Annotated in this window: 23 protein-coding genes; 6 read left to right on the top strand and 17 right to left on the bottom strand. The window is 30.4% G+C overall.

Translation table 11 applies throughout. The features are described 5' to 3' along the window. Positions 1-198: 198 nt before the first annotated feature. Together cas4 and ABM4_RS05655 are read left to right on the top strand one after the other, a co-directional pair. Complete coding sequence (cas4, locus tag ABM4_RS05660) at positions 199-900, top strand: CRISPR-associated protein Cas4 (RefSeq protein WP_016358722.1); 702 nt, start codon at positions 199-201, stop codon at positions 898-900. A gap of 38 nt (positions 901-938) precedes the next feature. Next, a complete protein-coding gene (locus ABM4_RS05655; protein WP_016358721.1) occupies positions 939-2237 on the top strand; it encodes a DEAD/DEAH box helicase in 1299 nt (432 codons plus the stop codon). A 131-nt stretch (positions 2238-2368) separates the two neighbouring features. Here the strand turns inward: ABM4_RS05655 and ABM4_RS05650 are convergent, their stop codons facing one another. The 9 genes from ABM4_RS05650 to ABM4_RS05610 all read right to left on the bottom strand — a co-directional run bounded on the left by ABM4_RS05650 (position 2369) and on the right by ABM4_RS05610 (position 14440). After that, entirely contained in the window at positions 2369-3181 is an 813-nt protein-coding gene (locus tag ABM4_RS05650; RefSeq protein WP_016358720.1) for a winged helix-turn-helix transcriptional regulator, read from the bottom strand. Between the two features lie 418 nt (positions 3182-3599). Beyond that, positions 3600-5006 carry a single-stranded-DNA-specific exonuclease RecJ gene (gene recJ / locus ABM4_RS05645; RefSeq protein ID WP_048201042.1) on the bottom strand — a complete coding sequence of 469 codons (1407 nt, stop codon included), beginning with the start codon at positions 5004-5006 and terminating at the stop codon, positions 3600-3602. Between the two features lie 38 nt (positions 5007-5044). After that, the gene (locus ABM4_RS05640; protein WP_016358718.1) at positions 5045-5332 is read right to left on the bottom strand and encodes a signal recognition particle subunit SRP19/SEC65 family protein; all 288 of its coding nucleotides are present in this window, start codon (positions 5330-5332) and stop codon (positions 5045-5047) included. Positions 5333-5726: 394 nt separating this feature from the next. Next, positions 5727-6944, bottom strand: a complete 1218-nt coding sequence (locus ABM4_RS05635; protein ID WP_016358717.1) for a glycosyltransferase family 2 protein — start codon at positions 6942-6944, stop codon at positions 5727-5729. Positions 6945-6969: 25 nt separating this feature from the next. Then, a complete protein-coding gene (locus ABM4_RS05630; RefSeq protein ID WP_016358716.1) occupies positions 6970-7755 on the bottom strand; it encodes a uroporphyrinogen-III synthase in 786 nt (261 codons plus the stop codon). A 311-nt stretch (positions 7756-8066) separates the two neighbouring features. Beyond that, a complete protein-coding gene (locus ABM4_RS05625; RefSeq protein WP_016358496.1) occupies positions 8067-9464 on the bottom strand; it encodes a transposase in 1398 nt (465 codons plus the stop codon). 1036 nt (positions 9465-10500) lie between these two features. Beyond that, positions 10501-12291 carry a DUF2207 domain-containing protein gene (locus ABM4_RS05620; RefSeq protein ID WP_016358715.1) on the bottom strand — a complete coding sequence of 597 codons (1791 nt, stop codon included), beginning with the start codon at positions 12289-12291 and terminating at the stop codon, positions 10501-10503. Positions 12292-12368: 77 nt separating this feature from the next. Further along, positions 12369-12923 (bottom strand): LemA family protein, encoded by a 555-nt coding sequence (locus ABM4_RS05615; RefSeq protein WP_016358714.1) that lies wholly within the window; start codon positions 12921-12923, stop codon positions 12369-12371. Positions 12924-13216: 293 nt separating this feature from the next. Beyond that, positions 13217-14440, bottom strand: a complete 1224-nt coding sequence (locus ABM4_RS05610) for an aldo/keto reductase (RefSeq protein ID WP_016358713.1) — start codon at positions 14438-14440, stop codon at positions 13217-13219. A gap of 275 nt (positions 14441-14715) precedes the next feature. Here ABM4_RS05610 and ABM4_RS05605 point away from each other — a divergent pair, with 275 nt between their 5' ends. Further along, on the top strand, positions 14716-16194 hold the full coding sequence (locus ABM4_RS05605) for a B12-binding domain-containing radical SAM protein (protein WP_016358712.1): 1479 nt from the start codon (positions 14716-14718) through the stop codon (positions 16192-16194). 370 nt (positions 16195-16564) lie between these two features. On the opposite strand, the gene ABM4_RS08910 is transcribed toward ABM4_RS05605, so the two are convergent. From ABM4_RS08910 to purC, 5 genes are all read right to left on the bottom strand, one after another. Beyond that, positions 16565-16888 carry a DUF2304 domain-containing protein gene (locus ABM4_RS08910; protein ID WP_255349078.1) on the bottom strand — a complete coding sequence of 108 codons (324 nt, stop codon included), beginning with the start codon at positions 16886-16888 and terminating at the stop codon, positions 16565-16567. A gap of 44 nt (positions 16889-16932) precedes the next feature. Further along, positions 16933-17679 carry a uroporphyrinogen-III C-methyltransferase gene (cobA, locus tag ABM4_RS05595; protein WP_016358710.1) on the bottom strand — a complete coding sequence of 249 codons (747 nt, stop codon included), beginning with the start codon at positions 17677-17679 and terminating at the stop codon, positions 16933-16935. Positions 17680-17746: 67 nt separating this feature from the next. Then, the gene (gene purQ, locus ABM4_RS05590; protein WP_016358709.1) at positions 17747-18400 is read right to left on the bottom strand and encodes a phosphoribosylformylglycinamidine synthase subunit PurQ; all 654 of its coding nucleotides are present in this window, start codon (positions 18398-18400) and stop codon (positions 17747-17749) included. Positions 18401-18414: 14 nt separating this feature from the next. Then, positions 18415-18687 (bottom strand): phosphoribosylformylglycinamidine synthase subunit PurS, encoded by a 273-nt coding sequence (gene purS / locus ABM4_RS05585; protein ID WP_016358708.1) that lies wholly within the window; start codon positions 18685-18687, stop codon positions 18415-18417. Between the two features lie 80 nt (positions 18688-18767). Then, the gene (purC, locus tag ABM4_RS05580) at positions 18768-19505 is read right to left on the bottom strand and encodes a phosphoribosylaminoimidazolesuccinocarboxamide synthase (RefSeq protein ID WP_083925433.1); all 738 of its coding nucleotides are present in this window, start codon (positions 19503-19505) and stop codon (positions 18768-18770) included. Positions 19506-19725: 220 nt separating this feature from the next. On the opposite strand from purC, the gene ABM4_RS05575 reads away from it, so the two are divergent. The 3 genes from ABM4_RS05575 (at position 19726) to ABM4_RS05565 (ending at position 23568) form a co-directional block, all read left to right on the top strand. Continuing rightward, positions 19726-19926: an AbrB family transcriptional regulator gene (locus tag ABM4_RS05575; protein ID WP_016358706.1), complete on the top strand. Its 201-nt coding sequence runs from the start codon at positions 19726-19728 to the stop codon at positions 19924-19926. 636 nt (positions 19927-20562) lie between these two features. Continuing rightward, positions 20563-22344, top strand: coding sequence for a glutamine--fructose-6-phosphate transaminase (isomerizing) (gene glmS, locus ABM4_RS05570; RefSeq protein ID WP_016358705.1), 1782 nt, complete (start codon positions 20563-20565; stop codon positions 22342-22344). Positions 22345-22866: 522 nt separating this feature from the next. Beyond that, positions 22867-23568 carry a zinc ribbon domain-containing protein gene (locus ABM4_RS05565; RefSeq protein ID WP_016358704.1) on the top strand — a complete coding sequence of 234 codons (702 nt, stop codon included), beginning with the start codon at positions 22867-22869 and terminating at the stop codon, positions 23566-23568. A gap of 158 nt (positions 23569-23726) precedes the next feature. Here the strand turns inward: ABM4_RS05565 and ABM4_RS05560 are convergent, their stop codons facing one another. From ABM4_RS05560 to ABM4_RS05550, 3 genes are all read right to left on the bottom strand, one after another. After that, complete coding sequence (locus tag ABM4_RS05560; RefSeq protein WP_016358703.1) at positions 23727-24098, bottom strand: hypothetical protein; 372 nt, start codon at positions 24096-24098, stop codon at positions 23727-23729. Positions 24099-24329: 231 nt separating this feature from the next. Further along, positions 24330-25292: a DUF1848 domain-containing protein gene (locus tag ABM4_RS05555; protein WP_016358702.1), complete on the bottom strand. Its 963-nt coding sequence runs from the start codon at positions 25290-25292 to the stop codon at positions 24330-24332. A gap of 93 nt (positions 25293-25385) precedes the next feature. Further along, positions 25386-26234 (bottom strand): methanogenesis marker 8 protein, encoded by an 849-nt coding sequence (locus ABM4_RS05550; RefSeq protein WP_016358701.1) that lies wholly within the window; start codon positions 26232-26234, stop codon positions 25386-25388. Positions 26235-26287 lie beyond the last annotated feature (53 nt).

The raw sequence follows: 26287 nt of genomic DNA, 5'->3' as shown, positions 1-26287 counted from the left end.
TTATTTTTATTGAATTTTTTTATAGAAACTGGATATTTTTTCTTGAAATCCTAATTTGAAAATTAATTTTTTTATAATGGGGTATTATGATTTTTATAATAGAAGTGGGCTTAATATTTTTATAACCTAATATATAAATAAAATAATAATTAGTTTAATTTAATTTGATTTTATCAATTTGATTTTTGGGGAATAACTATGGAAAATAAAGATATTGATAATTATTCTAACTATGATTATGAAAACCATCCAAATATTAAAGGAGTTCAGGTAATTAACGGTGTTAATAATTTCCCAATTAGCTGGTTAAACATTCAAGGTTACTGTGAATATGAATTGTACCTACAATATTTTAAGGGGGTTGTAGCACCTCCAACTATGGCCATGAGAACTGGCACTAAAGTTCATAATCAATTAGAACAGGAATTTAAAAAAACAGCAAAACCTGCAAGTTTTAAAGAAACAATGGAAACATCAAAAACGATTGAAACTAAAACCCGTGAAATGTTTATTATAGAGCCGGAATATGGTATACGCGGTTTTATAGATGAGGTTCAAATGACCCCAAATGAGTTTATTATTATAGATGATAAACCTGGAACTAGGGCTTATCCATCACAGATAAACCAGGTCAGGGCATATTGCTTGGCATTTAAATCCCTTGTTGAAAGGGAGGATGAAAACAATACCCGTAAGATCATAGGTGCTTTAAGACAAAGGGGTACTGACAATGTTTTCTACACTGAGGAATTTGACGAGGATGTTGAAAAGGAGATTATATATCTAATCGATAGAATGCAGGGTTTGTTTGATGGTACTAAACCTTTTGTTCCAACAAAAAACCCGAATAAATGTAAGAGTTGTAGATTTAATGATGTATGTGAATATAATCAATCATGATTTTTAATCTATTTTTTTTAATTGAGAGTTGTATATAAATGGGAAATATTAGTTTTAACGATTTTAAAATATCAGATGAGATTAAAAAAGCCGTGGAGGAAATGGGTTTTGAAGAACCGACTCCCATCCAAAAATTAGCTATTCCCCCTGCATTAAAGGGTAAGGACGTTATTGGTCAAGCACAAACAGGTAGTGGAAAAACGGTGGCCTATGCAATTCCTGCTTTAAACAAGATTTGGATTCCTGATAAGTCACCACAGGTTCTTGTTTTAACCCCCACACGTGAATTGGCTATCCAGGTTGCAGGGGAATTTGCCAAGTTATCAGAATTTATGGATAAAATCAGGATTTTACCTGTTTATGGTGGTCAGCCTATTGGAAGACAGACCAGGGTATTGAAAAAAGGAGTCCATATTGTAATTGGTACATGTGGACGTGTACTTGATCATTTGAGAAAAGGAACATTGGATATATCAGCTATTGAAACCCTTGTCTTGGATGAAGCTGATGAAATGTTGGATATGGGGTTCATTGAGGATATCGAAGACATAATCGCTCAGACACCTAAACAAAGACAAACTTTACTTTTCTCAGCAACAATGCCAAATGAAATAAAAAGAATTGAGCAGAAATATCAGAACAATCCTAAATTTTTAAAGGTTAAGGAAACCAAACTGACCGTTCCCAAAATTGAGCAATATTATTTTGAGACTCCAAGAAACAAGAAAATATCTGTTCTATGTAATCTTCTGGATATGTATGATATTAATTTGGCATTAGTTTTCTGCAATACAATAAAACAGGTGGATTTCTTACAGAAAAAACTTAAAAGTAGGGGATATTCTGTTGGAGCTATTCATGGAAAAATGAAACAGGACAAAAGAAACAGAGTGATGAATAAGTTTCGTAAAGGTAAAATAGATATTCTCATTGCAACCGATGTGGCTGCAAGAGGTATTGATGTAGAGAATGTGGATGTTGTCTTTAATTATGATGTGCCTAATAGTGATGAATTCTATGTTCATAGGATTGGTAGAACAGGAAGGGCTGGAAAGGTAGGTTATGCTTTTACCTTTGTATCTGGAAGGGATGTCAAATATTTGAGAAGTATTCAGGAATACACCCATACTAAGATAAAACAGAGAAAAGCCCCTACATTTGAGGATGTGGAGAACAGACGGTCCAATGTAATATTGTCTGATGTTAAAAAGGTTATTGATAATGATAACTTGGATAGTGATATAAAGTTGATTGAGAATTTGATCTTGGATGATTATAATTCCGTTGAAATTGCAGCTGCCTTGTTAAGGATTTTAAAAAAAGAGAAAGATAATTAAAAAATTATAAATTTAAGTATTTTCTATTCTAATGACATTTTGTTTTATTGATCGGTTTTTATTTATATTAAACATTGATTGGGGCTTTCTATCTATTAATAATAGGTTTTATTCTTTATAAAAAATATTGATTAGAGTTTTCCATTAATTACATTGTAATTAACATCCTCTTTTTCAACTTCTTTAATGAAGCTTTTAGTCATGTTTCCTACAGATAAAGCCATGACATTAAGTCCCTTTCTAGCGGCTGAGGCAGTTGATGCAGCTACTGCAAATTCAATATCGATAGGTAAATTTAGTTTATTTGTTATGGCATGTGCGACGGTACCAATCACAGCTACCTTATCTATTTGATTGTTTTCTCCCCATTCTTTAAATCCGTTTTTATAGATACTTTCTATTAAATCCAAATCGGTTACCGCAGATCCTCCTTCTTTGATAGTAGGTATGGTGATAATTAGAACCTTACCAATCTTTAAATCAATCAATCCGGTAAGTTCACCTAAAGCTACATCTTCACCAGTTTTAGCAGGGGAAATCGCTATTGCATTAGCTGATTGCTCCTTATGGCTTGCATAAAGTAGACCCTTTTCCATAAATATTCCTACTTTATCTCCTTTTTCAATATCTTCTTTTGCAATTGCAGGCCATACTGATTGATAGTGATCCATAATTTCTAAAACACTATCTGAGTATTTACGTAATGTAATCGCATCTCTTTTAACTTTTTTAATACCTTCCTGGGTAATCTTATATGGTGAACGTCCTTCTTTAGAAGTAATATAACCTTCATCGATTAATGATTTGATATTTTCAGAAACTGCTTGTACTGTTATTCCTAAACGGTCAGCTAAGTCTTTTTGCTTAAGATGAGGTTCTTGCTTTGAAATTTCACTCAATATTTGAAATTTTGTCATGGAACCTCTTTTTTTGAATACTTCCATAATTATCCCTCATTATTTAATAATTATTAAACATTACTTGATATAACTTTTAAAGTAATCCTTATTTAAATTTTTTCTAAACTTCTTTTGCCAATCAATCAATAATATTTGACATGTCTGGTTTTTTTATAATTGTGGACAGTTTAACAATTCTTGTATGAAGTTTAGATATTATGGTTAATTTTATTGTGAATAAATCTTATTTAATCATATAAAAACTTATTTTTGTGTAAATTTTAATAAAATTGACATTATTTTTGGATAAAATAAGTTTTAATAATTTTTTTTTATATTTAAAATGAGTTTTAGGTTAATTTATTTTTTTGGTAAAACAAGTTTTAATAGGGACTTATAAATTATTTTTTTTAGTAAAATAAGTTTAAATGAATATTTGAAGGGATTTTAAGGTAAATTGTAGTTATAATTTACCTTCTAGTTTTTCATCAAAGGTTTTTAAAAATTCCTCTTTGCATTCTTTTGGAATGTATGCACCACATGCCACAGCATGTCCTCCACCGTTACCGCCTAAATCCTGTGCAACCTCACGGATAATGTTTCCAAAATGAACTCCATCATATGCCAGTAGCCTTGAACATCTAAGTGAGATTTTTAAATCATCGTTGTCTTCACTTACCTGTGTAAATCCTATAATCGGTTTTCTCCAATTTCCGTAAGACAATACCATTCCGGTTATAGTTCCAACTACCTCACTTCTAATTCCACTACCGTCAAAGTATTGAATGTTATTCATCTCAACAATAGCATGTGACTCTTGAACTTCCTGAATCTTTAAGGCCAAGTATCTTCTATGGTTTCTTGAGATATATTCAAGTTCATCTAATGCATCTGACCTATTGCCTTTCAATATTTTAAGTGCAACCATTTCTTCCTTATTTCTTGCACATGCATTCATTGCAGTTGAAAATTCTGACGCATCACGTAGAAATGTATGGTCCTCTTCCTGTAGGAATTCATAACTATCTGCAGCTACAAGTTTCGGAATATATTCAACATATTTTCCAGGAACTTCCCGGGATAACATTTTAACAAGTGCGGAGAACAATCTGCTTTTTTCCGGTTTTGTAAGATCACTTAAGGTTGTGTAATGATCATCTGTTGTTTTAGGTATATTTAATTCATTTAACAATGCAATACATTCTGTCTTACTGTTTGTAATTGGCAATGTTACATCTGAGAAATAGGACAACGCTACAAATAATGGTCTTGTTTCCCGACCATAAATAGATAAGTCACCTATCTTTTTTACATATCCTCCCTTTATCGCATCATTTAATATGAGCTTATTAAGGCCTTCCATTTTACCGGTATGGGTATTTTGCATATCTCCTACAGCGGATAGAACTCCAATCCAACTTAAATCATCATATCCGAATTCTTTGGCAAGATAATAACATAATCCCCCACCACAGATATAATAAGAACCATTAATTCCAAAATGCATCGGATTTATCTCAAGGAATTTAAAGTCTTTTGTATCTCTGTAGTCTAAATCCCTGAGTGGAGGGTGATGGTCCAATATTATGATTTCAGAGTCTTCCGTTGCATATTTTTCAACAGGCTGTCCGGAACCTAGATCTGAGAAAATGGTAAGTTTATGGGTTAATGGTAAATCTTCTAGTTTATCAAGAGAAACAAACTCTATCTCATAATCTTTACCTAGTCTATCCATAATTATTGAAAGAATTGCTCCTGAAGATATTCCATCACAATCATTATGGCTGTAAATTTTAATATCTTCATTATTAAGAATAATCTCTTTAGCTTCCTTGTATAATTGTTTCATTTGGGTAGGTAACTCTTCAATTGTTTCTTCCAATTCTATACTCATTTTTTAACCTTAATCTAATATTTTCGTATTTCATTATTTATTTTACTTGCTACAGCCCTTAAAAGTTCATTTTTTTTCATATTTGTTTTTACAGTTACCCTTCCGGAATGTTCATACCATGAACCGGGATAACTTTTATATTTTTCAATTGCTGGCTGTAGGTGTAGTTTATAACAAGCTTTTCTGATTTCTTTAAGTGAAGGATCATCTACAGACTCATCTTTAGCTATTTTACGACCTTCGGAAATTGTTCTATTAGAATCTATATATACTGGCCATATTACAGTGAATTCATTTTTCATAGTATAGCTCCTAATTATTTAAATATGATTAAATTAATTAACAATAAATTTATAGTAATTTAAAATTGGTTTTTTAGTATTAATTAGATTTTAACTTTAATTTTTAAAGTTTTTAATTAATTAACTTAATTAAGTTTAATTATAATTTATTTAATTATTTAACTATCTCTTTAGATGTCTTTTTAAATCTAATATAATTTTTTTATTATCAAATTACATTTTAGACATTTCATTAAATTTAATTTTTGATTTTTATAATCAGATTATCTTTCTATCTTTAGACATTTAATTAGCTATTCTAATCCAAGATATATTTCTTATTTAAGATAATCTATTTTAATTTCATAATTAATAAGATATTTCTTTTTTATAAATATTAAAGTTTTATAATTTATTAATTTTCATAATCAATTTCATATCGTTTATATCTTTCTGATTTTCTTTTATTTCCACGCTTATTATATCTTCTCTTTTTTTGAATGGATCTGTTAATCATTTTTATAATAATGGAACATAAAAGGTTTCCTTTCCATTTACAATTATAATGGCTTCTAAATATTTCAAACTCTCTTAGAAGTTTAATCTTTTGGCTGTTGTCTAAATATGCTCTTTTATATAAAATGATCCAATTAAGTAAAAATGGGTTTAGAATTATTTCCGTATTCTCGAATCCATGTTTATTACATAAGTTTGAACATTTGGCGTAACCTAATAGGGAATCATAGACCAATCTATAACTTATATCTTTTGTAATGGATTTGTCATCATCAGAATCTCTCATATAATAATTATAGATAAATGTATTGTTTAAAAATATTATACCATCGGCTTTAAAATAGGCCTCCATTATGAAATTCAAATCCTCTGCAGAAATCACCTCCGGAAACCTAATATTGTTTGATAAAATTAAATCTGCATCATATATTTTGGTCCAGAATGATGGAAGTGATTTAAGTATGTCAATATTGTCCTCTAATCTTTTAATGTAAATCTCATCAAATACTCCGTCTTCTGTTTCCGGATTCTTAATGGTTCTTCCATAGAATATCCTTCCAAAGATATTCCTCCAAAGACTTCCCATAATCCCTGTAAGTGTGATATTATCCAGAATATCATCATTATATTCACTAAGACTGTCCTTGAATGCTGAGTGGGATTTTTGGACAAGTTCCAGATTAGGGCTTATATAGTTGTCTGCACGGTTTTCTTTTGTCATTAAATTGACATCGGTATAGATACGTTTATATCTTCCATATACGATCTGGGCGTTACTGTGGGTGATTTTATTATAAAGTATTCTACATGCATCCCTCTCAAAACTATCATCTGAATCTAAAAACATAATATAAGGTGCTTTGACATGTTTGAGTCCTATGTTCTTTGGTCCATAGGCTCCACCAATATTGCGTTTAAGGTATATGGCCTCAAAACTTTCATATCTTTGACAGTATTCGTCAATTATAATTCTACTGTTGTCGGTAGATTTATCATCGACGATTATAACCTGCAGATTTTTAACACCTATTGTCTGATTTATAATGGAGTCCAGTGCATTTTCCAGTGTTTTATCCCCATTGTAAACAGGTACAATTATACTAATCTTGTATGACATAATCTATCTCATTTATTTTCCTAAATCAATTTTCTTTGTTGTTAAACTTGTCGAATAATAAGTCAATCATATCCTTTACAGTATACCTTTCAGGATAGATATATTTAACATTGAATTCGTCTAAGGCCTGTGCGGTAATAGGTCCAATGGATACTGTGATTATGTTCTCAGATAATGATTTGGATAGTTGGTCCTTGATATTGTCTTCTGCAACTTTAAATAAATTTCTAACAGTTAAAGGACTTGTAAATGTAATCGCATTAATCTCCTTATTTAATATTTTATTGATTAACCCTTTTATTTTACTTTTATCATGGGGTATGGTGGATCTATAACTTTCAGCAAGAATCACATTGGCTCCACGATTTTTAAGCTCTTCGGGAAGTACTTTCCTTGCTGAATATGTTCTTGGAATGCCAATTTTTAGTCCTTTAATGTCTATATCATTAAAGCTTTCAAGTAATCCCTCGGCGGTATAATCCTTAGGTATAAGGTCTACTCTGAGACCATATTTTTCCGCAACCTCAGCCGTTTTATGGCCGATAACTGCTGTTTTACAATTGTCATTTAATTTTCCATTAAAGTCGGGGTAATATTTGTATATTGAATCCAGTGATGAGACTGATGTGAATATTAACCAATCCAAATCATCGATCTCTTCCATAAATTTTTTAAGTGACGGTGAGTTTAGAAGTTCCAATTCTAATGTAGGTACTATTAGAGCCTCTCCACCATATGACTCTACTAATTTTTTAGCCTCTTTTGATCTGCTTATAGGACGTGTTAAAGCTACTATTTTCTTATTGCTCATAAAATTCCTCATCTGATTTAATCTTAATTATTAAAATATAATCATAATTCTTTTGTATTGATCTTGAATATTATTTTTATATTAAGGTATAACTCTAGTCTTTTATACTAAACTAATTTCTGTATTTCATTAAATTTATTTTTTATTAATTACTTAATCATGGACTTTTTTAATATGTCAATGAATTTTAAGGTTTTTTTTTTATTTTTAAAAAGCTTTAATGTATAAAATATGATATAAGAATTTAAAAATAAATTATTTAAAATAATTTATTGAGGTTGTAAAAAATTCAACTGATGGCTTGAATTTTTTTAAATTTGTTTTATTGTTTTGTAGTTTCTTATGATTTCTTTGGTTTGGAATTCGTTTTTTACTCCGTTTACTGTTCGGAATATGTTTTTTCTGCTTCTTGGTAGTGTTGTTCTGAATAATAGTTCTATTGTGTTGTTTGTTTTTGGTATGTTTTTGTTTTTCATATGATTTAAGTAGTTTTCTATGTTTTTGGTGATTTTTGGTATTTTTTTGGCTATTATTTCGGGTATTTGGTCTATTTCTTCTTTTAATTTGTTTATTCTTTTTGTTGCTGTTTTTATTTTTTTGGATTTGAATATTAATGATATTTTGTCCATGTATTTTTCTAGTTTTTTGATTTTGTGTTTGTTTTCTCTTATTTTAAATTTTAGAATGTTTAATTGTATTTTTAGGCTTTTTATTTGTTCATTTATTTTTATTCTTTTTTTGTCTGTTTTTTTGATTCTGCCTCTTTTGATTTGGATTTTACTTTGTAATTTTTCGATTTTAGTTGTTATTTTTTCTATTTTATTTTTGTTTGTTTTGTTTTGTCTTTTTAGTTTGTTTATTTGTTTGTATGCGGGTTTTCGTATTTCATGTATTAAATGGAATACACATTGTTGGTGTATTATGTTGTTTTCTTTGCAGAATTTTTTATAGATTGGGTGTCCGTCTGTTATTAGTACTTTTAGTTTAAATTCTTTTGTGGATTCTTTGATGAAGTTTTCGAACGTTTTTTGGTTGAATTTGTTTTTGTGTATTATTTTTGTGTTAATTGTTATTTTGCTTATTGCGTCTATTATGCTTAATCTGAGGTATGTTTGTCTTGATATGTTCAAATATTGTTCGTCGTAGTGGATTATTCCACTATATTCGATTTCATGTTCTTTGATTTGTTTTTTAATGTGTTTTTCGTGTTTTAGTATCCAGTCATCGATTTTTTGTTTAAATGTGTTGTAGATTGTTTGATGGCTTATATTTAGGTTTTCTGTTTTGTTTATGATGTTTGCAACTTTGTTATATGGTATATAGGTTTGTGTTTTGAATATTATTGCTTTTTCTTTTGTTTTCTTTGAATAATTGCAGTATTTGTCTTTAAATTTTGTTATATCTGTTGTTTCGTAGTGTTTGCATTTTTTCGAGCTGCAAACGTATTTTTGTAGATATATTTCGTGTTTTTTCTCGTATTTTATTTTGGTTAGTCCGTTTTTGTTTAGTGGTGCTCCGCATTTACTGCAATATTCTTTTTTCTTGACTATTATTGCTTTGTTAGTGGGTTCAGTTAGTTTTAAGAAGATAATTGCTATTTCAGGGTCTAGATCATTTGTGATTTTTATGTGATTTTTTTGTGTTTTTGAATCGAAAAAAATAAATATTTCTTCATTTAAATTATTAATTGTGGGTGTATTTTGCTTCATATTAATATATATGCCCACATTATTATTTAACTCTTTTTATGCTATTTTTCAGTTGAAATAGCGCTTATTATTTTATTATTTTGTATATTACTTTATATTAATTAAGTATTTTATTTTTAGGACTTGTTTTGTTTGTTTTTATTAAATTAGAGTTTTGTTTTGTTTATTTTGGTGTTATGATTTTCTGTTGTTATTTTGGTTCATTGTTCTTTTATTTTAATGTAACTTATTATTTTTTAGTTTTATGTTATTTTATAACTTTTGAAGTTGTATTTCAACTGTAAATTGTTTTTTAGTTAGAATTAGAAAAAATAAGTGGTTTATCATCAGTTGAATTTTTTACAGTCCCAATTTATTGTACTAAAAAATATATTATAATACTTTTTTTAAATTAAAATTAAATTTAAACCTTTAAAACATTAAAAATAGATAATAAGGATTATAAAATTTTTCAACTGGTTTTTAGATTTTTTAATACATTCTTAATATTGTTTTTTTTCAATCTTTGAATTGGCTCTTTTCAATTTTATATTAAATTTTTAATTTTTTTTTTTAATTTATTCTTTTATAAAAGAATAATTTTATTTTTTTAATTTTTATTATTTTTAGAAATAATGTTTTTAAATCATGAAATTAATTAACTCTATATTTTTTTTTAATTTAAATGGTTTCATTGAGAATATGGTAATATTAGTTTAAAAACAGTTTTTAAATAGATTTTAAATTGTTATGGTTTTTTTATTTTTTAATGATTAGCATCTGCTTATATAAAATAATTCATTGTTAAAAACAGATTTTAAATTATTTTTAAGGTTTATAGTTTTTTTTATCGATTTTTTAATGGTTAGATTGTGGTTGTATGAAAGAATTCATTGTTAAAAATAGTTTTTTAAGGTTTATGGCTTTCATTTACTTAGGATGGATTAGGTCTTTAGAATCATTATAGAAGTAGTCTTCATTTATTGTTTTAAAAATAGGCATGTTTTATTTGAAAACATGTTAAAATAAAGATATGGAGATTAAAGAGGTTTGGAAGCTAGAAAGCTCCTCCACCTCCACCACCAGATCCCCCTCCAATATCCCCAATATCGTAGGTATTAATGGTGTTTATTCCGGTTGTTATTGCAGATTCTAATGCATTCATTCCACCAAAGTAACTAAACATGAATACATCATTGTTGTAATAATAGCTGTCTGTGATGTTATTGTATGCAATGCTGTTCATTGCTTTTTCAACAGTTTTAGCAACTCCAAGTGCAGTTGCATATATTAAATATTTGTTCCATATTTCAATGGACTCTGGAGGATATTCTTTTATTAATGAGTAGTCATTAAGATATTTCTTAAAGTTTAACCATTTCATTTCAAATTCCTTTCCCTCCTTACTCCATCTTCCACCAAATGTTGATGGTAATAGTAGTCCAATAATACTTGATACTATCAATGCGATTGAACCTACAAATCCTATAGACTCTAGTTCCACATTTGTTCCAAACAAGAAGTATCCTAATATGATACCGGTTACTAAGATGATTAGGGATAAAATCTTTATATAGACTGATCCGGTATCATCAAAGTATTCCCTTTTTATGCTTTCAGGTATATTTCTAGAGATAAAACTGGTTTTCCAGGCTCTGTATACGTTATTGAATCTTTCTGCATTTTCCTCGTTTTTCAAATCATTTTCCATCATTTTAAAGTCGATTACACCATTATACATAAAACCTTTAAGGATGTTTATCGCATGTTTCTGGTAGAATTCTAAATTGGATTGGTCTTTGTCCGTAACTTCTAATCTAATATTGTTACTTTTATTTTCTGTTATATTGTCCCTATTTACAATTTTTAGATAACCGTCATTTATTAGTTCCATTATGCAGGCTTTAAATCCATTGTCATTTAAATCTCCCACATTTTTAAATCTGTCTGGTATCATTGCATTGATAAATGTTGGACTGTCATCTGTAGGAGGTTCCCTTTCATAGATTCCATTATACTCTATTTTAGGTTCCCTACCATATTTTAGGTATATTCCTACAACAGATACAATGTATATGAATTCTAGGATTATGGTAGAAACGCATCCCATATTTGCGATATCGTATTTTGTATTATACTCGGACTGTATCTTTTTAATCTCATCAAGACCATTCTTATTGATTATGTTTCCGTCTGTAGGGTTTGGATTAAATTCACTTCTTGGAATTGCTGCTCTAAGTTCAATGTATTCATCACTTTCCCTATAGTCTGTATGTAATTGTAAGGTGTTTTGGGTCCATTTGCTTGTTCCATCAAAGTTTTTCGGATTGATCCAGTATTCAACTCCATTTCTTGAGGGAACGTTTAGGCATGCTGTAAAATTACTAATGCCCTGGTCCCATTCACCTCCCCAGACCTTATATTGGACTTCGCCAACATCATTATATATTTTAACGGTGTTTTTCATTGTGTAGTTATAGGTCACATTCACCTCACAGTCTGAGATTGCCTGTGTTTTTGCGGGATCCTTATATAGGTTGACGGTAAACTCTTTATAGTTATCTTCATTAGATACAGAAACACTGTTATAGGCTCCATCTGTCGTGACGCTATAATTTGTTAGACCTTCTCCATCTTTAACGGGTATTTCACGATTAACTCCATGAAATGTTCCTTTAAAATCATAGGTATATGTTTCTAAAACCTGCAGGTTACCGTTAGAGTCTACAGTCAGATTAACGATTCCCCGTGTAATGTCGTAGGATCTATCATCATCTGCTGTGATGGTAGGAATCAAAGCTAAAGCAATAGTTAAAATAATCAGTATTCCAACTATCTTCTTATCCATAATATCTCACCTTTTGGATTAAAATCAATAATTATTCTCTTTTAAAAATAGTAAAAAAATAAAAATAAGAGTTTTGTTTAGAATTCAACTTTTGGTACCTGTTCTGAGCCGGGTGCTCCTTTAAAGAAATCCGCTTCTTTAAAGTTGAATATATTCGCAAATATGTTACTTGGGAATGTTTCACATTTATTGTTATACATTAATACAGTATCATTATAGAACTGTCTTGCATATGCGATCTTGTCCTCCGTATCTTTAAGTTGGTTCTGTAAATTAATGAAATTCTCATTGGCCTTTAAATCAGGATAGTTTTCTGATACGGCAAATAAAGTTCTTAATGTATCGGTTAACATATTGTTTGCTTCTGCAACCTCTTCCACTCCTTGAGCATGTAAAAGACCAGATCTTGCAGTGGTCACCTTTTCAAATACTTCCTTTTCATGACTTGCATAACCTTTTACAGTTTCTACAAGGTTTGGAATTAAGTCAGCACGTCTGTTAAGTTGGACCTCGATTTGCGCCCAACCATTTTTCACTTTGTTTCTTGCATTAACAAGACCATTGTAGATTAGAATTATTCCAATAATCAGGATTACAACTATAACAAGAATAATAATCATAAGAATATCCATAGTATTGTCCTCCATACTATTATTTATTTTTAAGTATTTCATAATTTATTTAATTTTTGTTTAACTTTTTTAAAAATCACAATGCTTAATTGTTAAAAGCAGATCCTCCAATAATCAATATATTAAATATATAATATTGTCTGCATAAATAAAACTTAATTGTTAAAAACAGGTTTTTCAGTATTCAATATTTAAAATGTATAATATTGTTTGTATAAATAAGGCTTAATTGTTTAAAACAGGTTTTCAGTATTTAAAATATAATATTATAAAAAATAATAAAATAACTTAGGTTAAAGTTTATTTCTCATATCAAAGATTCTATTGGCTACTGGCAGTACAACATATTTGCCGATACCGTTTATAATGTTAAATCCAGGATATTCAAACTCGGATTTGACCTTTTTAAGTTCCTCCGGAATGTTAAGATGTTGTGTACATAACCTTACACATTTATTACATTGACTACATTTTCCAGCATTCTGTGAATTGCCGTCAAGCGCACCGCCTAACTGTGTGAGATATTGTGTTCTTGCTTTAAGATCTTTTTTATTGAATAGGAATTTTTCATTATATAGATCGAAACATTTGGGGATGTTTACTCCTTCTGGACAAGGCATGCAGTAACCACAGGTTGCACAGTTGATTTTAAGGGATTTCTTCATCATGTTTCTTGCATGCTTAATTGTTTTAAGCTCCTCATCACTTAACGAATTAGGTTTCACTTCCTTTGCAATCCTTATGTTTTCCCTTAACTGTTCTATATCTGTCATTCCGGATAGAACGCATGTAATCTCCGGATGGTTTAATACCCAGGATAAAGCCCATTCCGCATTGGTTTTTTTAGGGTTGACTTTTCTGAATTCCTCTTCAACTTTCTCCGGCATATCTCCTGCAAGGATCCCTCCTTTTAAAGGTTCCATTACAAATATTCCCATCTTTTTAGAGTGTGCATATTCAATGCAATCCATATCCATCTGAATGCCATCATCATAATAGTTGAATTGTATTAGACACATGTCCCAATCATACATATCAACTACTTTCTTAAAGTCCTTGATCTCTCCATGGTATGAAAAGCCTGCGTTTCTTATTTTACCTTCCTTTTTTGCTTTATCCAAGAATTCAAATACCTCGATATCTGAGAGTCTTTCCATAATTTTTAGGTTAACATTATGAAGGAAGTAATAGTCAATGTAATCCATACCTAAAGTTTTTAATTGTTTGTTGAGGTAAGGTTCCATTTCCTCCCTTCTTTTAATATTGAATGCAGGTATCTTTGTGGATATTTTCACTTTTTCCCTGTAACCGTCTTTTAGGGCATCTGCAATGAGCTTTTCATTGTTTCCATTGGAGTAAACATATGCGGTATCAATAAAATTTATACCATTGTTGATTCCAATTCTTAATAATCGTCTAGATTCCCCATATTCCCTTCCGTTTAATGAAAGTCTCATAGCTCCAAACCCAAGAGGTGAAATACTATCTCCATTCTTCTCAATCACTCTATTTTCCATATTATCATTTTTTGATTTTAATTATTAATCATTATTATCTTTTTTATTTTTTGTATAAATACTTTCTAATTATCTGATATTTTTTTATATAATCCTATAGGATTTCCAATAGATGTTCTTAGAATATATTGATTTTTATGATTTTTCTATTGACTTTTTAAACATTAAGTATCCTCTTTATAAAACTTAAATATTATAAGATAAATACCATTTATTGTTATATTTTTAGGAAGTAGGGTAGAGATCATATTTATTTTTAATAGGTGTAGAAAATCATGAAAGTATTATTTTTGAATTTACCATATGAATTCAATATTAGTAGGGCAAGTCGTTGGCCAGAGAAGACAAAATCAGGTACTTTATATTATCCCTATTGGCTTGCTTACTGTGTTGGAGTATGTGAGAATTATGGAATTGACGTTAAATTAGTTGATTGTATTACGAAAAACTTTACATTAGAGGATACCTTAAATGAAATATCCTCATACAATCCAGATTATATTATGTGTGAGACAACTACACCTACATGTAGCTATGATTATAACACCCTAAACAGGATTAAAGACAGTTTTCCCAATATTAAAATTATCTGTGGTGGAACACATCCTACAATTCTGCCGGAGGATGTTCTAAACAAATGCTACGGGGTAGATATTGTCGTTCGTCAGGAATACGATTTTACCGTACCTGAGATTGTAAAGGCAGGTGGGGATTCAATTGTAGACTACGGTCAACTTAAAGATATTGAGGGAATCTCCTATAGGGATGAGGACGGTAAGATTGTCCATAACATTGACAGACCTTTAGTTGATTTGGATAAGCTTCCTTGGGTATCTAAGGTCTATCAGGAATTCCTGGATTGTAACGATTATGCATATGCATTTGCACAGAAACCTATGATACAGATTGTATCAAGTAGAGGCTGCCCAAATAAATGTAACTTCTGTTCCTATCCATCAACAATGGGTGGAAGATTGTATCGTTTAAGATCCGTTAAAGATCTGGTGGATGAAATCGAGTATATCCTAACTGACATGCCTGAAATCAAGGAAATATTTATTGAGGATGATACTTTCACAGTAAACAAGAAACGTGTAATAGAAGTATGTGATGAGATTATAGAAAGGGGTCTTAAACCAATATGGTCCTGTAATACAAGGGTGGATCTTGACTATGAAACGATGGCCAAAATGAAGGAGGCAGGCTGTAGGTTACTTGTATGCGGTTATGAGTCAGGTAACCAGGAAGTGCTTGACAAGACTAAAAAAGGAATCACCCTTGAACAGTCACGTAACTTTGCCAGATATGCTCGTGATTTGGATATTAAAGTATTCGGATGCTTTATGATTGGTCTTACAGGGGATAATCTTGAAACCATTAATCAAACCTATGAATTTGCAAAGGAGGTTTATCCTGACATGTGTTTCTTCCAGCAGGCAGTGCCTTTCCCAGGTACTGAATTATATAATTGGGCACGGGATAATGATTATCTCATAACCGAGGACTATTCCCATTGGCTGAATGATGAGGGCTATCTTAATTGCTTGGTCGACTATCCCTATGCAAGTCATGAGGAGATTGAAAAAATTAGGGATAACCTGATGAGCAAATATTATTTCTCATTTACATATATTGTTAAAACATTTCTCGCAAATCTCACATGGGAAGAATTTAAACGTAACGTTCGTGGCGGAACTCAATATATATCATTTAGAATTAAGAAATTCTTCCATAGATCAAGTGAGGAACAATAATTCCTCATTATTAGCTATTTTTTTTAAATTAAATTTATTTTAAGTATTATCTTTTCTTTTATGTATAAAATTGAAAAGTTTATTTTTTTAAATTAGGAAAACTATAAACCTTTCATATAAAGATATGTTGTTTAAAATAATAGAAATTGGATTTTTTTTAAGTTATTAAGGTAAAAAGTTTATCTTTAAAAATAGGAAATGTTGGAAATTATTTTTTTAATATAAATATTTTTTTTACTAAATTAAATTATGAATTTTATGTAAAAAACATTATTGGAAAAATAGAAGTTTTTAACTATAGAAATTACTTTTAAAATAAGAAAAATAGAAGTTTTTTAAATTGAAAAACTTTAAAACTTTTAAATGCTGTTTATTCTTTCTTATTGTTCTTATCAATAATACTGTTTAATTTATAGATATTGTCATTCAGCTCCTCTACTTTTTGAGCTGTTTTGAAACTAAAGTATAGAAGTATAGCTAAAGCGGCTGAGAATATCAAATCAAGACCACGTCTAAAACCTATGTAATTACTCATGAATGTTGTAAAATCACCTAAAAATGATACAACAATCATTAGAATAAAGAATATGTCCCACAACACTATTAGTCCCAAGTGGATTTCATGATTTTTATATTTTCTATGGGCATAGTATATTGCAATAATTCCAATTATTATTGCTGCAGGCTGGTACAGATGAAAAGGTAGGTTTAGTCCAAAAATAATATCCCTCTTGTTATTTATTCTTTAGCTTTTAGGTAATCTAAATCCTTAAATACATCAATGACATTTCCAATTATTAAAATCGCAGGTGTGTTTATATTTTTATCCGCAATGTTATCTAGTGTTCCAAATATCACCCTTTCATTGGGGAGTGTTCCGCTTTCTATGACACATGCAGGTGTTTTACCGTCACGATATTTCATGATTTCCTGTGTATTTTCTTTAATGTTTCCGATTCCCATGAGGATGATTAAGGTATCTGCTGTAAAATCCCATTTGACCTGTTTGTCTGGTTTTGTTGGGTCTTCATGACCAGTAACAACTGTAAATGACGTTGCAACTGCCCTGTGTGTTATTGGTAATCCGAGTGATGTAGGTGCACCTACTGCTGAGGTAACCCCTGGAATAACTTCAAAATCAATTCCAGCTTTTGCAAGTTCGAGGATTTCCTCTCCCCCACGTCCGAACACAAAAGGATCTCCACCTTTAAGACGTACCACAACGGGGTCCTTACCTTCCTTGTTATTGGATCTGTCCTGAGCCTCCTTAACGATAAGCTCGTTGATCTCATCCTGTTTTTTATAGTGGGAACCTGCTTTCTTACCTACATATATTTTCTTAGCAGTATCCGGCGCATAATTTAATATTTCATCATTTGACAAATAGTCATATAAAACTACATCGGCTTTTTTAAGTATTTTTACAGCTTTTACGGTTATTAAATCTGCATCTCCAGGTCCTGCACCTACTAAATACACTACCATTTTATCACATTTTTTTCTTTAAATAGTTGGAAATTTATTTTTTTATTGTCCTTTATCTTTTTAAGGATCAGCTATTGTCAATCATACCTTTGAATACTTTAAGTCCGTCGTCTGAACCTAAGATTTTCTCGCATGCCCTTTCAGGGTGAGGCATCATTGCACAGACAAGTCCAGATTCATCACATACACCTGTGATTTTTTCAATGGATCCGTTTGGATTTTCACCATTAAACTGGAACAATATCTGGTCCTGATCATGTAAAAGCTCAACATCCTCTGTATAGAATCTTCCCTCTGCATGGGCTATCGGTATTTGAACCACCTCATCCTTCTTGTAGTATGATGTAAACGGACTGCGTGTGGTCTTGACCTTAAGCTCTATTGACTGACAATTAAATTTGGGATATTCGTTTGTGATGAAAACCCCTGGAACAAGTCCTATTTCTCCTAAAATTTGAGCACCATTACATATTCCAAGTACTGGTTTTTCCTCTTTAACTAATGCTTTTACTCCGTCAATTACAGGTGTGATTGAAGCTATTGCTCCTGCACGTAAGTAATCTCCATATGAAAATCCCCCTGGAATGACAATACCGTCATAGTCGGTTAGATCCTCATCCTTCCACCAAACGTAATCGGCCTCTGCACCAGCAAGTTCCAATGCATGATGAACATCCCTATCACAGTTTGTTCCTGGAAATCTTATTACTCCTATTCTCATGTTATCCCCCGTATCTATTCTTTAAGTCCGCAGTCTACACTTTCCGGGAAAACAAGGATTTTGTAATTATGAATTACAGGGTTACAGAGTAATCTTTGACACATATCGTCCACTTCGGATTTTACCTCCTCAGTGTTTTCCCCTTCCATCTGGAAAGTGATGATGCTTTTGGTTTTGGTGTCTGATACATTATAACCAAGTAGGGAAAGTGAGTTTTCAATAGTCTTTGCCTCAGGATTCAACATTCCTTCTTTAAGATATATTGTTACTTCTATATCATATTTCATTTAAATCACTCATAATATATTTTTATTGGGATAATCTAGAATTACAAATTTTATATTAAATAGTTTAACTAACAACAAGTCTATAAATTCCATTTAGCTTTGTCATCATCAGTAATTAATCTATTGAAGACCTCTTCATAAGCGCTCATGACTTTATCGTCTTGGCCTTTTCTGAACAATTCTTTATCTAACATGTCCATGGTGTCAGCATCCCATAACCTACAACTATCTGGACTAATCTCATCACCAAGAACGATTCTACCTTCGGAATCCTTACCAAATTCAATTTTAAAGTCAACTAGGATAATGCCAACTTTTTTAAACATGTCCTTCATTATGTCATTGATTTTAAGTGCGGTTTCCCTAATGAAATCAAGTTCCTCCTGAGTTGCAAGACCAAGTGCTTTGGAGATGGAATCATTTATGGCAGGATCATGGAACTCGTCACTTTTATAATCGGTTTGTACAATAGGTGGGTTTAGTGGAGTCTTATCCTCAAAAGGAAATGTCCTGACTAAGCTTCCAGTTGCTATATTACGTACAATAACCTCAAGGGGAATCATGTCAAGTTTTTTAACAACTAAGGTCTTAGGTTTTTGAAGCTCTATTAATTGGGTATCAATGCCATTGTCGGCAAGCACTTCAAAGATTTTAGCGGTAATTATTGAATTGTAATAACCCTTTTTATCCATGGTCTCTTTTCTTGCACCGTCACCAGCAGTCATATCGTCACGGAATTCAACAATAACTTTATCAGCTTCATTAGTTTCATAAACGCTTTTAGCCTTTCCTTCATACATTAGTTCAGTCTTTTCAATCATTTTAATCCTCTAATAATTTGAAAATATTTAAAGAAAATTATTAATTTTAAATAAATATACAATATTCTTATTTATGATTTTATTATTAATTATATATTTTGTTATTGACCATCAATAATCTTTTATGAAAACTAATTTCTACATTAAATAAAATTAGATTAATTTTTATATGAGATAAAATTAGATTATAATATGACTAGAAATTATAGGTGGTAACATGAAAACCAAGATTGAAAATGGATTTAAATTAACAATTCCTTTAAAATACAGGGAAGAATTAGGTATTAAACAAGACAATTTTGTTATATGGAATGTTAAAGATGGTAAACTAGAATTGGAGTTTATTGATGATGATACTATAGATATGCACAGTATAATTAGAAACCAACCTTGGGATGCATCCAAAGAAGAGAACTAATAATTTCAAATTAATTTTAAACATTTTTTCATTGTTTTATATATTATTTTTTTGTTAATCTCATTTTATTAATTAAATATGGAAACTATCTAATTTTAGTAAATATGATTTTTAAATTAATATTTTAAAGGTTTTAGATACTTTTAACATAAGGGTCTTTAAACTTTTAGTGTTGTTAAAGATTCAACGATAAACGACTATTTTTTTTAATCTCAACCTAAAAGCAATATTTAATTAAAGTATAAGTTTAAAACAATTCGCCTATATAAAATACAGGTATTTTTAATAAAATCTTTTTTATTTTCAGATATACTTAATATTTAAATAGTATTACAACTTAATTATTACAAAATAAGAAATTTTTTTAAAAGATTAGGTTTAAATTTTAATATATAAATTATAAACAACAAATATAACAGTAAGTACATTTGGAATCTTAAAAGATAAAAATCAATCTTATAGATAACTGTGGAATTAAATTAAATTTAAATTAAATGAATGTATATGGATTGATTTTTTTAAGAGTTTCTTAGATAAAATGGAAATTTTTAAATTTAGATTTATTAATAGGATTTATTTACAATATAAATTCATGATGGAAACTTTATGATTATTTATTTAATGGAGTTATAGATTATGTGTGGTATAGTAGGTTGTGTTTTAAGAGATAAAAAAGCAGCACCAATTTTACTAGATTGTATATCTAAACTTGAATACAGGGGATATGATTCAGTAGGTATTGCTACAGAAGACAATAAAATTTATGTTAAAAAGGATAAGGGTAAAATTATTGATGTTAACACTAATCTTGATTTAGGAGATATGGAAGGTCAATGCGGTATTGCACATGTACGTTGGGCAACCCATGGGGATCCAAACCGTGTAAATGCTCATCCACATACCGATGAGGACGGTACAATAGCAGTTGTACATAATGGAATCATTGAGAATTATGCTGAGCTTAAGGAAGAGCTAATCAAAGAGGGCCATACTTTCAAATCAGATACCGATACTGAGGTAATTCCTCATCTGCTTAGAAAATTCATGGATGAAGGTTCAAACCTTGAAGGAGCCATGGTAAAAACTATTGATAAAATGGTTGGGGCTTATGCTATTGCAGCTATTTCAATTGATGAACCAAATAAGGTAGTTGCAACCAGAAAGGACAGTCCCTTAATTGTAGGTGTAGGTAAAAACGAATTCTTTGTTGCAAGTGATTCTCCAGCTATTTTAAAATATACCAATAATATCATTTATCCTGTAGAAGGGGAAATTGTTACCTTAACAATGGATGGAGTAACAGTTAAGGATACAGAGGGGAACATTTTAGATAAGGAAATCGAGACTATTAACTGGACTCCTGAAATGGCTGAAAAAGAGGGTTATGATTACTTCATGATTAAGGAAATCAATGAGGAGAGTTCAGCCGTTAAAAATACCTTGACAGAAAAGGACAATATTAAGGCCATTGTAGATGAGATCAAGGATGATATAAATAGAATTGTGTTTGTTGCCTGTGGAACGTCCTACCATGCCTCCCTTACCGGTAAATACTTAATCGAAACCCTTGCGAATATACCGACTGATGTGATTCTTGCATCAGAGTTTAAATACTCTGCAAACACTTTAAATGAGAACACTCTGGTTGTATTTATTTCACAGTCAGGTGAAACTGCAGATACATTGAAGGCTTTGGATATTGCCAATAAAACAAGTAAAACATTGGCCATTGTAAATGTTGCAGGTTCATCTGCTACACGTAGGGCTCAATATGTGATTCAAACACAGGCAGGTCCTGAGATAGGTGTGGCCGCTACTAAAACCTATATATCACAGTTAATCTCAATATATTTATTTGCAGGACTTTTGGCAGAAAACGATGAACTTCTAGAAAAACTGGAAATGGTTCCAAAATATATTGATGAGGTACTGGAGGATGCGGAGTCTTTAGAAGAAATGTCCAAGAAATATAAATATGCCGATGATTTCTTCTATATTGGAAGGGGATTTGCTTATCCAACAGCTCTTGAAGGGGCACTTAAACTTAAAGAGATTACCTATATCCATGGTGAGGGTTATGCTGCAGGTGAACTTAAACATGGACCTCTTGCATTGATTGACGAGGGTATTCCTGTAGTTGTAATTTTACCGCCTGGTGATAACTACAGAAAAACCATGAGCAATCTTGAAGAGGTTAAATCAAGGGGTGCGGATGTTATAGCTATTGGTGCCAAAGGTGATGACTCACTTTCAAATAAGGCAGACGATGTTTTCCTAATTGATGGTGATGTTGAGGATATCATAGCTCCACTTGTATATGTAATTCCACTTCAACTAATCTCTTATTACATAGCATTGGAAAGGGGCTCAGATCCTGATAAACCTAAGAACCTAGCTAAGTGTGTGACTGTGGAATAGACATGTTTTTTTTAGCTAAACGTGTAGTTGTAAAATCAATATTTTTCTTTAATACATTTTTAATGTATTAATCTTTACTATCTTTTTTTATCAATATTCTATTCTATGAATATCTGGCTTTTTTTAATTATGACCTTTATAAAATTTATATTTGGTTAATTTGCTCTTTATCTGATTAAAATAGGTTGAATAATAAATAAATATATTTTTTAATCCTTTAGAATTATTAAATTAATTATCTATTCTATTTTATTCTGTTTTGATTGAATTTAAATAATTTTTTTAATTTTTATAAAATTTCAACTATTTTATTTTCTATTTCAGTAAATTATTTATAAGATTTTCAACTAATTTAATATATGTTTTTTAAATAATCTTGAAAAATGTATTTTTATATTGAAAATGTTAATTGTATAATTATTTTTAAATTTGATGACTTTTTGTAGAACTGTTATTCAACGGTTTTGAAAAATTTATAATATAATTTCAATTAAATGGTTTAATATTTTGTTGGAGGTTAATATGGGGGAAAGATTTAAGTACTGTGTTAATTGTGGTGAAAAGAATCCAATAAATTCTAAATATTGTAAAAGATGTGGATACCAATTTAACATGGAAGAATTTAATAGAAATAGCAGTGATTCATCATTAAAAGACAATTACTCTAATCAACTCTTTGATAAACACTTTAACAAAGATTACTCTGACGATGTATATCAGGAAAACATTAATGAGAAACACAAAAAACATTTGATTGCAGGACTGCTTGTGGTATTGATCTTAATTGTATCTGTTACTACCGTTGTAGTGATGGCGGGAAGTCCTGAAGATGTTCCATATCTATTTAAATATGATGAAATCCAGATCAATTCAGTAACACAGACGGATTATCAAAGTTTTGTTGCAGATACCTATACCGGGTCTGCTAAAGTTTATAATGTGGAGTTTACTACCAAAGAAGATTTGGCGGATACCACAATAGAGGTTTATGGTTATGACTCCAATAATCAGTTGTTGGATAATGTAGGTAATTTCTTTGGTACCAATGAATCAAATGTGATTTTATCTAATGACACACCGGCAAATACAATAACGAATGCCAATGTTGTCTTCTCTAAAAAAGGCTATGATGATTTCCAACTTAAATATCTGAAAATATTCGTCTATAAAAACGACAATGGAAACAAAGAATTAGTGGATAAATTTACATATAAGGTTAGTTAATTATTTCAATAATTATTTAACTTTCTTTTTTTTAATCTTAATTTTTACATATAAAGTTAGTTAATTATTTAATTTTCTTTTTTTTATATTAAAAATAGATATATTTAATATTTAAATATTAAATAAGTTCTATATCATATTCACCCTCTTTTTTGATATCATTTATTTTTACTATTGTTTTGATTGTTGTTATTGCTTTCCTTTACAGTCTTATAGGTATATCCGCCATTTCCATCAGCTATTTTATATCTGATTTCACCATTACCTAGATCTTTAATCTCAAGTACAGTACCTGCATCAGGATTTGTAGTGTTGTTTGAAATATTTGTATTATTGTTTGTATTTTTTTCAACTACCTTTAAAGTAGGTGCCTGATTTACAGGAGTGTTGTTTGTTATATTGACACTTTGGTTGGAATTAGGGTCTGGTAGGGAGCTGTTATTGTCTAGAATTAATGTTGCACCAAGTGCGACAAGACTTAAACATAATATTATAATTAAAATAGTAATAAAGTAGTCTATTTTTTCCATTACTTACACCATAAATTTTTAATATATCTTGAATACTTATTTTTCAATTCAAATATTTAAAATTATTTCTTTTTAACTTTTCATTTAATTATATTCGTTTAATATATCAATAAACCTAAATCTAATATTAAATCTTAAAACGGCCATTAAATTTGATGTTTTAAGTTTTCAATAGGGAAAATGTTGCTCTATTTCTAGTTTTGCCAGATTGTTTTGTTTATTTTTCAATTGTTAAAAAAATTTATCCAGGGTTGTTTCGTTTTTATCTGGTTTCCTATATGGTTTTTTAAGAAAGCTTTTCTGATTTGCTTTTGTAACCATATCATTGTCCTTTAGGTTTCCAATTAATATGGGGGAGTTGGGATTATGATATCTTATATTTTCAAAGGCTTTTTTGGGATTTGTATTTGCATAGCAATATTTGCATCCATTTAAACAGGTGTCGTATTGTCCAATATCCCTTGTCTCAATACAATGGCAGTGTAATCTGTCTCCCTTATGTTTGATATCCTTGAATTTTATATTGTTTGCATTTCCAAAAAGGTCCAGATTTCTGCAGGCTCCCTTTATAATATTGTATTTGCCATAGTCCACATCACTTGCACAGCTTTGTATTTTCATATTGTATCTGTCTGCGATTTCTCCAAGATTCTTTGCTATATCCTCTTTATCCTTTTCTGTAAATGGAATGATTTCAGGCATGTTCCTTTCTAGTTTTTTATATAAATCCACAAAGCTAAAGATGCATCTATCTATATAATTATTTACCTTTTCTGTGATATATTCAAAGCACTGTTTATGGTATTGGAGATTATAATATGAGGTATACAATACTGGATCGTATCTCCAAGCCACCCTATCCCTACCAACAATGTTGGATAATTCCATCAGGGTATCTATACTCTCGTCAATGGATGGAACGTTTGGCTCAATGTCCTCTTTATATCCCGTTATTGTGTAAAAAAAGTATGTGTTATAATGGTCTGTGATCTTGTGGATATCTGGGATAAGTGGCCTATAGTTTTTTGATACAAATGTGATGCAGTCTATGAGATTTTCCCTAAGTTCGATTTTGGAAACTTTCTCAGGAAACATGGGATTTCTAACATAGACGTATCCCTCCTCAAATCTTTTTAAAAGCCATTTGGAGTAATATTGGGGAATGTCTGTTCTGGAGCTAACATCAAGTATCATTTTACCATTTTCAATTATATATAAGGAATTATGATATATTTAAAAATCTTAAAAAAATAAAGAATTGTTTGGAATTAAAAGTAAGATTCATATTTAAACTAATGGGTTAGGTTTATTGGATCTATCTAAAGGGTAATCTTTCACTGTCAAAGGTTTACCGATAGCTTCTAATCTGTTATCTAAAAATTCCCTTCCCTTTTCTGTTGCTGCAAATAATGGCACTTTCTTACCGGAATAATATGGCTTGACTTTATCTGCATAATCAAGTATCTCAGATGACGCACAGGCAGTTATAACGTCCGCATTTTCAAACAGTTCAACTACCTCTTCCTTACTTGCACCGGTTGTGTGGGCCACAAAAATGTAAATATTGACATCATCAGGTGTTTCAAGTTCCCTTATTTCTTTAACCATGGGGGAGGGTATTATGGTAACTGCAATGTTTTTGTAACCTTTTTTAATAGCTTTTTTGACACCTTCCAATTGGTTTAATTCCGCGGTTTCTGGATTTAAAACATTTTCCCTACCAAGTTTCTCGGCCACCTCTGGTAATGGGGTTGTGGATACAAGTCCGGATACCCTTCCACCAACACCCTGAACTGTATCGGGATCGGTCATTAAAACGGTACCTACTCCTTCACATGCACCTACTACACAGTCGATTGCACCAAGTTCGAGGTTTGTCTCGAGTGTTTCACTTATTCCAAAGGTCATCATATCCCCCATTTTAATAGCTCTCTTGGAGGTACACATGCCAAATTCTTCTATTCTTCGGTTTATATTCATTTCAATATAATCCTTGGTGATTTCATCAACATTGTCAATATCCTTATAAATAGGACAATAGTCGATTTTAGGTTCTCCAATTGATGTAATCTTACCATTTTCAATTACAACCTCTGCCTTACCTAATGTGGATATTACATGTTTGTCTTCTGCCATTTTACTCACCTATTTTTTCTAATACTTTACTATATAACTAATCTATTAAATAT

The sequence above is a fragment of the Methanobrevibacter sp. AbM4 genome (assembly GCF_000404165.1).
Classification (GTDB): Archaea; Methanobacteriota; Methanobacteria; order Methanobacteriales; family Methanobacteriaceae; genus Methanarmilla; species Methanarmilla boviskoreani.
This window is presented reverse-complemented; position numbering and strand designations above follow the sequence as displayed.